The sequence below is a fragment of the Noviherbaspirillum sp. genome (genome assembly GCF_036846085.1).
Classification (GTDB): Bacteria; Pseudomonadota; Gammaproteobacteria; order Burkholderiales; family Burkholderiaceae_D; genus Noviherbaspirillum.
Genome location: NZ_DAIUCO010000164.1, coordinates 1 through 11,823, shown reverse-complemented (window position 1 = coordinate 11,823; position 11,823 = coordinate 1). Strand labels below are relative to the sequence as shown.

9 protein-coding genes are annotated in these 11,823 nt (G+C 59.7%); 6 read left to right on the top strand and 3 right to left on the bottom strand.

Annotated features, from left to right (window positions below; all coding sequences use genetic code 11):
* The 3 genes from V7080_RS17460 to V7080_RS17450 form a co-directional block, all read left to right on the top strand.
* The coding region (locus tag V7080_RS17460) for a cation:proton antiporter domain-containing protein (protein ID WP_334189673.1) at positions 1-1,674 on the top strand (1,674 nt) is incomplete at its 5' end.
* Between the two features lie 106 nt (positions 1,675-1,780).
* A complete protein-coding gene (locus V7080_RS17455) occupies positions 1,781-2,662 on the top strand; it encodes an alpha/beta hydrolase (protein WP_334189672.1) in 882 nt (293 codons plus the stop codon).
* Between the two features lie 89 nt (positions 2,663-2,751).
* The gene (locus V7080_RS17450; protein WP_334189671.1) at positions 2,752-3,660 is read left to right on the top strand and encodes an AEC family transporter; all 909 of its coding nucleotides are present in this window, start codon (positions 2,752-2,754) and stop codon (positions 3,658-3,660) included.
* 23 nt (positions 3,661-3,683) lie between these two features.
* Here V7080_RS17450 and V7080_RS17445 read toward each other — a convergent pair whose 3' ends face one another.
* Together V7080_RS17445 and uvrA are read right to left on the bottom strand one after the other, a co-directional pair.
* Complete coding sequence (locus V7080_RS17445; RefSeq protein WP_334189670.1) at positions 3,684-3,974, bottom strand: acylphosphatase; 291 nt, start codon at positions 3,972-3,974, stop codon at positions 3,684-3,686.
* Between the two features lie 6 nt (positions 3,975-3,980).
* Complete coding sequence (uvrA, locus tag V7080_RS17440; protein ID WP_334189669.1) at positions 3,981-6,830, bottom strand: excinuclease ABC subunit UvrA; 2,850 nt, start codon at positions 6,828-6,830, stop codon at positions 3,981-3,983.
* 135 nt (positions 6,831-6,965) lie between these two features.
* Here uvrA and V7080_RS17435 point away from each other — a divergent pair, with 135 nt between their 5' ends.
* Positions 6,966-8,153: an MFS transporter gene (locus V7080_RS17435; protein ID WP_334189674.1), complete on the top strand. Its 1,188-nt coding sequence runs from the start codon at positions 6,966-6,968 to the stop codon at positions 8,151-8,153.
* A 14-nt stretch (positions 8,154-8,167) separates the two neighbouring features.
* Positions 8,168-8,668 carry a single-stranded DNA-binding protein gene (gene ssb, locus V7080_RS17430; protein ID WP_334189668.1) on the top strand — a complete coding sequence of 167 codons (501 nt, stop codon included), beginning with the start codon at positions 8,168-8,170 and terminating at the stop codon, positions 8,666-8,668.
* A 31-nt stretch (positions 8,669-8,699) separates the two neighbouring features.
* On the opposite strand, the gene V7080_RS17425 is transcribed toward ssb, so the two are convergent.
* The gene (locus V7080_RS17425) at positions 8,700-10,388 is read right to left on the bottom strand and encodes a SulP family inorganic anion transporter (protein ID WP_334189667.1); all 1,689 of its coding nucleotides are present in this window, start codon (positions 10,386-10,388) and stop codon (positions 8,700-8,702) included.
* 271 nt (positions 10,389-10,659) lie between these two features.
* On the opposite strand from V7080_RS17425, the gene V7080_RS17420 reads away from it, so the two are divergent.
* Positions 10,660-11,823: putative bifunctional diguanylate cyclase/phosphodiesterase (locus V7080_RS17420; RefSeq protein ID WP_334189666.1), on the top strand; the 1,164-nt coding region annotated here is incomplete at its 3' end.

Below are 11,823 nucleotides of genomic sequence, written 5' to 3'. Positions count from 1 at the left end.
TGGCTGACGGCGGTCCTGCTGCCGCAACTGATGAATATCAGCTGGCGCGCCGCCTTCGCGCTCGGCGGTGCGCTGGCAATGTCGTCGACCGCCATCGTCTCCAAATTGCTGACGGAGCGGCTTGAGCTGGAATCGCCGCATGGACGCCAGATCATCGGCATCCTGCTGTTTCAGGACCTGGCATTCGTGCCGCTGCTGATTCTGGTCCCGGCGCTGGCCAAGGACAGCGGTGATCTGCTGGTGACCCTGTCGTGGGCTGGATTCAAAGCCGCCGTCGTACTGGCCCTGCTGCTGTTCTTCGGCCAGAAAATGATGCGCAGCTGGTTCCATGTGGTGGTCAAGCGCCGGTCGCAGGAACTGTTCATGCTCAACCTGCTGCTGATTACGCTCGGTGCCGCCTGGATTACCGAACAGGCTGGCCTGTCGCTTGCCCTCGGCGCTTTCGTCGCCGGCATGCTGATCTCCGAAACCGAATACAAGCATCAGGTGGAGGAAGACATCAAGCCATTCCGGGATGTGCTGCTCGGTCTGTTCTTCATCACGGTCGGCATGCTTCTCAATGTCCGCCTGGTGCTGGAAAACTGGTGGCTGGTGTTGCTGCTCCTGACTGCGCCGGTGCTGCTGAAATTCGGCCTGATCGCCCTATTGGCAAAGTTGACCGGCGCGCCGCCAGGCGTGGCGCTGCGCACCGGCCTGTTCCTTGCGCAGGCGGGGGAGTTCGGGTTTGTGCTGCTGAATCAGGCGGGCGGCCTCCAATTGATGGACCCGCTGCTGATACAGCTCATCCTCGCATCGATGGTGCTGTCCATGCTGGTGGCGCCGATCATCATTGCCAAATCCGACGCGATCGTGATGAAGCTGTCGGCCAATGAATGGATGATGCAGTCGCTGGCACTGACGCAGATCGCCACCCGCACCATGACCACCCAGGAGCACGTGCTGATCGCCGGTTTCGGCCGCACCGGGCAAAGCCTGGCCAAGCTGCTGGAACAGGAAGGCATCGCCTACCATGCGCTGGACCTCGATCCGGATCGCGTCCGCGAGGCGCAGGCGGCCGGTGCCAATGTGTCTTACGGCGATGCGGCGCGGCGCGAAAGCCTGGTGGCTGCAGGCATTCACCGCGCGGCCGCGCTGGTGGTGACGTATGCCAGCACGCCGTCCGCCCTCAAGGTGCTGCATTTCGCTCACGAACTGGCGCCGGCGCTGCCCGTCATCGTGCGCAGCCACGACGATACCGATCTCGACAAGCTGCTCGATGCCGGCGCTGCCGAGGTCGTGCCCGAAGCCATCGAGGGAAGCCTGATGCTGGCATCGCATGCGCTGGTGCTGCTGGGCGTTCCGTTGCGGCGGGTGGTGCACCAGGTGCAGGCGGCGCGTGACGAGCGCTATGCGTCGTTGCGCGGTTATTTTCACGGCGCCAGCGATGCGCCCGATGACCAGGAGCATCTTCATGTCAGGCTGCATTCCGTCAGCCTGACGGACGGTGCACGGGCAGTGGGAAAATGCCTTGCTGACCTGAAACTTCAGGAAGTCGGCGCCGAGGCGGCGATGATTCGCCGCGGCAAAAGCCGGATCAATATTTCGCCCGATACCGTGCTCGAGTCAGGGGATATCGTTGTCCTGCGCGGGGCCAGCGAAGGCGTGGCGCGAGCGGAAGAACGACTTTTCAAATAGCCTTGCCTGAGGTTGATTGTTACCGGCAAATTGATGATGTCTTGTCATTTATCGTAACGGTCACGTCCGAAGCAGATAACTTGCGTCAAACATAAGCCAAACCTGCATGAAGCTACCGATCAAAGTTGCTCTTGGATTCATCGCCGCCGCTCTGGCGTTGGCGGCTTGTTCGCCACTCAGGACAATCAATGCATTGACTCCGACAAGTACCTACAGCAAAACGGCGAATGTGCCCTACGGCCCCCATCCGCGGCAGAAGCTGGATATTTACACTCCCCTGGATGGCAAGGGGACTGCGCCGGTTGTCGTATTTTTTTATGGGGGAAGCTGGAACAGCGGCGAGCGCCTCGACTACGAGTTTGTCGCCGAGGCGCTGGCGTCGCGCGGCATGGTGGCGATACTGCCGGATTACCGGCTGTATCCCGATGTGCGCTACCCGGATTTCCTGACCGACTCGGCGCAGGCAGTTGCCTGGGCTGCAAAGGAGGCATCACGCCATGGCGGGGATCCGAAGCAGCTGTTCGTCATGGGGCACAGCGCCGGCGCCTACAACGCGGCCATGGTGGCACTCGACAAGCGCTGGCTCGGACAACAGGGCATGAGCCCGACGGCATTGCGTGGCTGGATCGGTTTGGCAGGACCTTACAACTTTTTGCCGATCCGGAATCCGGACGTCAAGCCGGTATTTTTCCATCCCGATACACCGCCGGAATCGCAGCCGATCAACCAGGTGACCAGGTTGGCGCCACCCGCCTTGCTGATCGCCCCGCAAGACGACGACCTGGTCAATCCGGCACGTAATACCGGCATGCTTGCGAAGGCATTGCGAGAGGCCGGCGTCCCCGTCACCGAGATCTACTTTGACAAGGTGAATCACGTCACGTTGGCGGGCAGCCTGTCACGACCATTGCGGTACTTTGCGCCGACGCTCGACGAGATCACGCGTTTCGTGGAGCAGGAAAGCATGAGACCGAAGGACCCGGCGTAAGCCCGATGGCCGGCCGTGATGGGGGCGGCAAACGCAATCGGCAATAGCGGATAAAATTCATCCGTCCCGCCGCCCCATCGAAAGTCTTCATGCAAGTGTTTGAGCGCATCCTCGGCATCATCCTCCCGGTATTCATCATCATCGCTGTCGGTTATGGCTATGCGCGTCTGCGCGGCGAGGCGGTCAAGTCCGACATGACGGCGGTGAACCGGGTCAGCATGGATGTGCTCTGTCCGCTGCTGGTCTTCACCGCACTGGCATCGAAGGATTTCGACCTTGTCCACAACGGCACCCTCATCCTTGCCGGCATCCTGATCTCCCTCGGCTCCGGCCTTCTGGCGTGGCCGGTGGCGCGCCTGCTCGGTTATGACGTGCGCAGCTTCCTGCCGCCGATGATGTACAACAATTGCGGCAACATGGGACTGCCTCTTGCCGTACTGGCATTCGGCACGGAAGGCCTGCCTTCTGCCGTGGCGCTGTTCATGGCAAGCACCCTGATCTATTTTTCGGTAGGCATACGGATCATTGAAAGCGGCCGCAATCAGCACACCTCATTCGTCAAACTGCTGGCCAGCCCGATGATGATCGCCATGATCATCGGCATGGTATTCGCCATATTTCGCATCACGCTTCCAGATCCGCTGATGCAGGCGCTGAAGATGCTCGGCGACGCATGCATTCCAATCATGCTGTTCGCACTCGGAGTGCGCATGCTCGACGTGAATTTCAAAAGCTGGCACATCGGCCTGATGGGCGCCGTCGTCTGCCCGCTGGTGGGATTGATGGTGGCATGGCTGCTGGATGGCGTGCTGTCGTTGACGCCGATGCAGCGCGGCCAGATGTACCTGTTCGCCGCGTTGCCGCCAGCCGTCCTCTGCTTCATGGTCGCCGAGCAGTACAAGCAGGAGCCCGACAAGGTGGCATCAATCGTATTGCTCGGCAATCTCGCGGCACTGGCTTTCGTGCCGGCGGGCTTGTGGATGGGCTTGCGTTCGTAAGCTCGTCGCCTGACCCACGCGAACTACACGGTGGACCGCACGTCGAACCCGCCGTCTCCCGCATCGCCATCGTCGACGTCCGACACGGCGACATTATCGACCCGGGCGCCCGGCGGCCCCCTGCGCGCCCACCCGATCAAGGTATCGATCGCGTCCGCGTCCCCGCGGATCAGGGCTTCCACCGATGTATCCAGCCGGTTCCTGACCCATCCTGACAAGCCGAGTGCGCGGGCCCGGCGTTCGAACGAGGCGCGATAACTGACACCCTGAACGATGCCGGTAATACGCAGGTGCCTGGCGACCCTGGTGCTCATGCCGCGCTATTTCTTCAGCAACGGCGCAAGGTACTTGCCGGTAAAGCTGGCCGGCGTTTTTGCAACCTGTTCCGGGGTGCCGGCGGCAATGATCTGCCCGCCGCCCGCACCACCCTCGGGACCGAGATCGATGAGCCAGTCGGCGGTCTTGATCACATCCAGATTGTGTTCGATGATCACCACCGTATTTCCCTGATCGCGCAACCGGTGAATCACCTTCAGCAGCAAATCGATGTCGTGGAAATGCAATCCGGTCGTCGGCTCGTCCAGGATATACAGCGTGCGTCCGGTGTCCCGCTTCGAAAGCTCCAGCGACAGCTTGACGCGCTGCGCTTCTCCGCCGGACAAGGTGGTCGCGCTCTGGCCGAGACGGATGTAGCCGAGGCCGACGTCCAGCAGGGTCTGAAGCTTGCGCGCGATCACCGGCACCGGCTTGAAGAACTCGTGCGCTTCCTCGACGGTCATGCCGAGTACCTCGTTGATGTTCTTTCCCTTGTACTGGACTTCCAGCGTTTCCCGGTTATAGCGCTTGCCATGGCATACATCACAAGGCACGTACACGTCCGGCAGGAAGTGCATTTCCACCTTGATGACGCCGTCACCCTGGCAGGCCTCGCAACGCCCGCCCTTGACGTTGAATGAAAACCGGCCGGCGGAGTAGCCGCGTTCCTTGGCGCTCGGCACGGTGGAAAACAGGTCCCGAATCGGCGTGAACAATCCGGTATAGGTCGCCGGATTGGATCGCGGCGTACGGCCGATCGGCGCCTGGTCGACGGCGATGACCTTGTCAAAATGCTCCAGGCCGCTGATCGATTCATGCGCCGACGGCTCGGCCTGCGAGCCGTACAGGTGACGGGATGCCGCATGGTACAGCGTGTCGTTGATGAGGGTCGATTTGCCGGACCCGGAGACGCCGGTGATGCAGGTCAGCAGGCCGACCGGCAGTTCAAGGGTGACATCCTTCAGATTGTTGCCCGACGCGCCGGTGATGACAAGCTGGCGTTCCGGATCGCGCGGGGTGCGCTTCTTCGGCACATGGATCGCCAGGGTGCCATTCAAGTACTTTGCGGTCAGCGATTTCTTGTGCTTCAGGATGTCATTCAGCGGCCCCCGGGCAATCACTTCCCCGCCATGCACGCCCGCACCGATACCCATGTCGACGATGTAGTCGGCGCAGCGGATCGCATCCTCGTCGTGCTCCACCACCAGCACGCTGTTGCCGATATCGCGCAGATGCTGCAAGGTGGCGATTAACCGGTCATTGTCGCGCTGGTGCAAGCCGATCGACGGCTCGTCGAGCACGTACATCACGCCGGTCAGGCCGGAGCCGATCTGGGATGCAAGCCGGATGCGTTGCGCTTCGCCGCCGGACAGTGTGTCCGCACTGCGCTCCAGCGACAGATAATCCAGTCCGACGTTGTTCAGGAACTTCAGGCGCGACACGATTTCCTTGATGATGCGGTCGGCGATTTCCCTTTTCGCGCCGGTCAGTTTCAGGGATTCGAAGAATGCCAGCGTTTCGCGCAGAGGCTTGGCGGACACCTCATAAATGGACCGCTCCTGCTTGCCGCTGCCGACTTTGACATGGCGCGCCTCGGTACGCAAACGCGCACCTTCGCAGGACGGACATTGCTTCTGGTTGATGAATTTCGCCAGCTCTTCCTTTACGGCGATCGAATCGGTTTCCCGGTAACGGCGCTGCAGGTTGACCACCACGCCCTCGAAGGTATGCTCGCGAACCACCGCACGGCCGCGCTCGTTGACGTAAGTGAACGGAATGGTCTGCCGGCCGGAGCCATACAGCACGATCTGCTGCGCCTGGTCGGACAGCTTTTCAAAGGGAACATCGAGATCAAAGCCGTAATGCTCGGCCAGGCTGGACAGCATCTGGAAATAGAACTGGTTGCGCCGGTCCCAGCCCTTCACCGCGCCGCTTGCCAGCGACAGGTTGGGGAAGGCGACGATCCGTTTCGGATCGAAAAATTCGATATGGCCCAAGCCATCGCATTCCGGGCAGGCGCCCATCGGATTGTTGAACGAAAACAGCCGCGGCTCGAGTTCCTGCAGCGAATACCCGCAGGTCGGACAGGCGAATTTGTTGGAGAACAAATGTTCCTTGCCGCTGTCCATTTCCAGCGCGATGGCACGGCCTTCCGCCAGGCGCAGCGCCGTTTCGAAACTTTCCGCCAGCCTCTGCTTCATATCCGCCTTGACCTTCAGGCGGTCGATGACGACATCGATCGTATGTTTCTCGGTTTTTTTCAGCTTCGGCAAATCGTCGACTTCGACGATTTTTGCCTTGCCGGTGCCGCTCTGGACACGGAAGCGAATGAATCCCTGCGCCTGCATTGCTTCGAACAGATCCGCATGCTCGCCCTTCCTGTTGGCGACCACGGGCGCCAGCACCATGAGCTTGGTGTCCTCCGGCATGGCAAGCGCGGCATCGACCATCTGCGATACCGATTGCGCCGCCAGCGGATTTTCCGGATGCTGAGGGCAGTAGGGCGTGCCTACGCGTGCATACAGCAGGCGCAGGTAATCGTGAATCTCGGTGACGGTGCCGACGGTGGAGCGCGGATTATGCGATGTGGCTTTCTGTTCGATGGAGATCGCCGGCGACAAGCCTTCGATCAGGTCCACGTCGGGCTTTTCCATCAGCTGAAGAAACTGGCGCGCATACGCCGACAGGGATTCGACATAACGGCGCTGTCCTTCGGCGTACAGGGTATCGAATGCCAGTGATGATTTCCCGGAACCGGACAAGCCGGTGATGACGATCAGTTTATTGCGGGGTAACTCAAGATTGATATTTTTGAGGTTGTGGGTGCGCGCCCCACGAATTCTTATTTCTTCCATGAACTGCCTTTAACTTGGGCTCAATACGGGTCAACCTGATACTATAACGGGTTTTCATCGCCGTCGTATCTCTCTGTTTCGTCCCCTTGTCAAGCCTTCATGTCTTCCATTACTTCCGCTGAAATCAGCAGCCGAATGACGCCCACGGAGTTGCGTGCAAGCACCTCGCTCGCCTCCATCTTCGCGCTGCGGATGCTTGGCATGTTCCTCATCCTGCCGGTTTTTGCCGTACATGCGACGACGTTGAGCGGAGGCAATAATGCCGCCATGGTCGGGCTGGCAATGGGGATCTACGGGTTGACGCAGTCCTTCGGCCAGATTCCTTTCGGCGTCGCATCGGATAAGTTCGGCCGCAAGCGCATCATCATCATCGGCCTCGTGCTATTCGCATTGGGTTCCTTCATTGCCGCGGCGGCAACCGACATCGTCTGGGTCGTCGTCGGCCGAGCAATCCAGGGCGCCGGCGCCATTTCCGCCGCGGTTACCGCGTTGATCGCCGATTCCACCCGCGAGGAGCAGCGTACCAAGGCCATGGCGATGGTGGGCGGCTCGATCGGCCTGACGTTCGCCCTGTCGCTCGTTGCGGCGCCGGTGCTGTATCAAAGCATCGGCATGGCGGGCATATTTGTCCTGACGGGCATTCTGTCGATACTGGCCATTTTCGTGGTGGCGTTCGTGGTACCGCCGGCGCCCGAAGTACGCGCGGTCAAGCGGGTCCCTTTTGGCGAAGTGCTGCGCAATACCGAACTGATGCGTCTGAACTACGGTGTCTTTGCCCTGCATCTGACGCAGATGGCGATGTTCGTCGTAGTGCCATCGGCGCTCGTGCAATATGCCGGCCTGCCGGTCGCGGCACATTGGCAGGTCTACCTGCCCGTCGTCCTGGCATCGTTTGTATTGATGCTGCCGCCGGTCTTTGTCGGCGAGAAGCGCGGCAAATCGAAGCAGGTGTTTGTCGCCGCAATCGGATTGATGCTGCTGGTACAGGCGGGTTTTTGGTTCGTCCTCACGCAACCGGCATTGCATTGGATGTATCTGGTCGTGCTGCTGCTGTTGTTTTTCGTATCGTTCAACATCCTGGAAGCAAGCCAGCCGTCGCTTGTGTCGCGCATCGCCCCGGCCTCCGCCAGGGGCGCGGCACTCGGCGTCTACAATACCCTGCAGGCACTCGGCCTCTTCTGCGGCGGCGCTTTCGGCGGGTGGCTGGCCGAACACGCGAGCCCGTCGGCGGTCTTTATTCTTGGTGCCGGCGTCACTCTGGTGTGGCTTATAATCGCATCCAGCATGAAGAACCTGCCGCGCCGCAGCGCGATACCAGCTTAATTAGGAGAGAACATATGGCATCGGTCAACAAAGTCATCATCGTCGGCAACCTGGGGCGCGATCCGGAAACGCGTTACATGCCGAACGGCGATGCGGTCACCAACGTTGCGGTCGCAACCACCGAAAGCTGGAAAGACAAGAACAGCGGCGAGAAAAAGGAACTGACCGAATGGCACCGGATCACCTTTTACCGCAAGCTTGCGGAAATCGCCGGCCAGTATCTGAAAAAGGGCTCCCAGGTCTATGTCGAAGGACGCCTGCAAACCCGCAAGTGGACCGACAAGGAAGGCGTCGAGCGCTACACCACCGAGATCATTGCCGACACCATGCAGATGCTGGGTAGCCGTCAGGGCATGGGCGGGGGCGGCGGTGCGCCGATGGACGACGATTACAGCAGCAGCGCGCCACCACCGCGGCAAAGCAGTGGCGGAGGCGGCAATGCCGGCGGCGGGCGCGGCGGTGCTTCCAAGCCGGCGCCAAATTTCAGCGACATGGACGACGATATCCCATTCTGATCCTTCAGCGACAGGGTGAAGGGAAACCGGCTTATGCCGCGATTTCCCTTGCCCGCGCCACCGCGGCGGAAAGCGTACTGAGACAATTCTCCGCTCCCATCCGGTCGATAAACCCCGACCGTTGCATCAGGCTCAACGGCTGGTTGTTGGGTGAACAAAGAATCAACTGGCTGCCGCGCATTCTGAGCAACCTGTGCATGTTTTCCAGCGCATCCAGGCCTGTGGCATCGAGATTGATCAATTGATGCAGTTCCAGAATCATCGCTCTTGCCGGAAGCGCATGCGGTGCAATCAGCTCCTCCATTTTTCCCACGGCTGCGAAAAACAGCGATCCGTAAATCGAATACGCGACGACACCGGGCGGTAAGGGCGCGTCGAGGCTGGTTGATGGTATCGCCTCTATTTTTGTCAGGCTGGCAATCCTGTAGATAAAGAACATGCAGGCCAGCACCAGTCCAACCTGCACTGCGACGGTAAGATCAACGATCACGGTCAGCAGGAACGTCGCCACCATGACAAGGCGATAGCTGGCCCGGAAATTTTTCAGGCGCGCGAACTCGTGCCACTCTCCCATATTCCAGGCGACATACATCAGGATGGCCGCAAGTGCCGCAAGCGGTATATCTTCCGCCAGGGGCGCAGCGATCAGCACGATGGCCAGCAGTGTGAGCGCGTGCACGATCCCCGCGACCGGCGAAACAGCGCCGGCGCGGATGTTGGTGAGGGTACGCGCGATCGTTCCCGTCGCCGGCATGCCGCCGAAGAACGGTGCCACGAAGTTGGCTATTCCTTGCGCCATCAGTTCCTGGTTCGGATCATGGCGATCACCTGTCGTGTTGTCGGCAATGCGTGCGCATAACAGCGATTCGATTGCACCCAACAGCACGATCGTGATCGTCGGCGGGAACAGCTGCTTGACGAGGTCCCAGCTGAAAACCGGCAGGTTGAATGCGGGGAGTTCGCGCGGAATGCCGCCGAACTTGGTGCCGATGGTATCCACCTGCAGGCCAAAGACGCTGACGGCAAGTGTGCTCAATCCTAATACGACGATGGTGCCCGGGATGGCGCCCAGGGCTTGCCGGATACGTGGATGGACGTGCAGTCGCCCATGGTCGGCTTTCGCGGCGGTCAGGCGCGGCCAGGAAAACATCAGCAGCAGGGAGATCGATGCCAGACCGAAGGCGGTCCAGTTGACGCTGCCGGCATGTACGGCAAGGGTTTGCAATTGTGCAAAAAAATCGCCCGGCATCTTATTGATATTCAGACCAAAATAGTCCTTCAGTTGCGAGAGTGCGATCAGGACTGCGATGCCGTTCGTGAAGCCGATGACGATCGGTACCGGAATGTACCGTATCAGTGTCCCCAGCCGGAACATGCCCATCGCGAACAGCAGGACGCCGGCGAAAATGGTTGAGATCAGGAGATTCGCCAGGCCGTACTTTTCGACGATGCCGTAAACCACCACGATGAATGCGCCTGCCGGTCCGCCGATCTGCACACGTGAGCCGCCGAAAGCGGAAATCAGGAAGCCGGCAATGATCGCAGTGAAAATTCCGGCGGCAGGTTCGAGACCCGACGCAATCGCAAACGCCATCGCCAGAGGCAGCGCCACAACGCCGACCGTCAAGCCCGCCGACACATCCTTGATGAACTTGCCACGACCATACGACTGAAGATCGTTGATCAAATGCGGACGAAATTTAACGAAAGAGACACGCATCCGCTGATGTATCGCTTAATGGTCGGTTGTTGTACAGGATGAAATCATTATTCTGTATGTATGCAGCAATGTTTTAAAAGTCCTTTTTATGTGGTGCAATTATCGATGACCAACACACTTTTTTTACTTGCAGGCATGTTGTTGTGCAAAAATTGCAATCCTTTCAAATTCATACATCGATTTGTTAAGATTGCACTAGAGTAATTTCGCAAGCTGCTCCATCATATTGGAATAAATATTCCCCCATCGCCGCAAGGCCTGAAATTTGACGATGTTTCCCCTACGCCGTGGTCGACCAGATAAAGCCGCGAAAGCCCAACTGGACAGCTTGATGGAAGCTGCCGGTGATGCGGTGTTCCGGCTCAATACGCAGGGGGAAATTCTTTATGCCAGTCAGCGGGCAACGGAGCTGATCACACCTGGCTCGACGCCGATCGGGCAGACATTGGCATCCCTCGTTGCCCCGGCAGATCGTGCAACGATTCGTGCGGCGGTAAAGCAGGCAATCGAGCCGTCCCAGTCGACCCGGGTCAATGTTCGAATCAAGACGCTGAGCACCGTGTTGTGGATGGAATTGCAGATCGCCGGCTACAACACCGTCGATGATGTACTGGAACTGCTCGTTGTCGGCAGGGACATTTCGGGACAACAGGCCACGGAAGAACGATTGCGCCACATGGCGACCCATGATGCACTGACCGGCCTGCCGAACCGATCGCTGCTGTCGGATCGCATCCGGATGGCAATCGCCCAGGCCAAGCGGACCGGCAAGGGATTTTCCCTGGTAGCGCTCGATCTCGACGGTTTCAAGAAAGTGAATGACGCGCTGGGCCATCCGGTCGGTGATTCCTTGCTTCGGATTGCCGCGATGCGTCTCTCCGACAGTTTGCGCGATGTGGATACGCTGGCGCGTGTCGGCGGCGACGAATTTGTCGCTGTGCTGCCCGGCGCAGTCGCGGAGGCGGAAATCCAGGTCGTCGGTCGGCGCATGATTTCCGCCATGCAGCTTCCCTTTGAAATCGACGGCCACACCTTATATGTCGGCACCTCCATCGGCGCCGCCATCTTTCCCGAGCATGGCGATAGCGAAGTCAAGCTGCTCGCTCATGCGGATACCGCCATGTATCGCGCGAAGGAAACCGGCAAGGCGCGGTGCATCATCTACAACCACCAAAAATTCAACCAGCCCGAGCATGATGTGTCGATGGAAGCGGCGATGTTCCAGGCCGTCAGGGATGGTGAATTCCTGCTGCATTACCAGCCAATCGTCGATGCCCGCACCCGCCAGATCATGGGATTCGAGGCCTTGATGCGCTGGCAGCGTCCCGGCATCGGCCTGGTGTCTCCCGCCCAGTTCATTCCGATGGCGGAAAGCAACGGCCTCATCAACCTGCTTGGCGCCTGGGCATTGAAAGCTGCCTGCGTGCAGATCAAG

Coding starts and splice junctions, on each gene's coding strand:
- V7080_RS17425 (WP_334189667.1), bottom strand. CDS start 10,388: ATGCGTGTCTCTTTCGTTAAATTTCGTCCGCATTTGATCAACGATCTT.
- V7080_RS17445 (WP_334189670.1), bottom strand. CDS start 3,974: ATGAGCACCAGGGTCGCCAGGCACCTGCGTATTACCGGCATCGTTCAG.
- V7080_RS17455 (WP_334189672.1), top strand. CDS start 1,781: ATGAAGCTACCGATCAAAGTTGCTCTTGGATTCATCGCCGCCGCTCTG.
- uvrA (WP_334189669.1), bottom strand. CDS start 6,830: ATGGAAGAAATAAGAATTCGTGGGGCGCGCACCCACAACCTCAAAAAT.
- V7080_RS17450 (WP_334189671.1), top strand. CDS start 2,752: ATGCAAGTGTTTGAGCGCATCCTCGGCATCATCCTCCCGGTATTCATC.
- ssb (WP_334189668.1), top strand. CDS start 8,168: ATGGCATCGGTCAACAAAGTCATCATCGTCGGCAACCTGGGGCGCGAT.
- V7080_RS17435 (WP_334189674.1), top strand. CDS start 6,966: ATGACGCCCACGGAGTTGCGTGCAAGCACCTCGCTCGCCTCCATCTTC.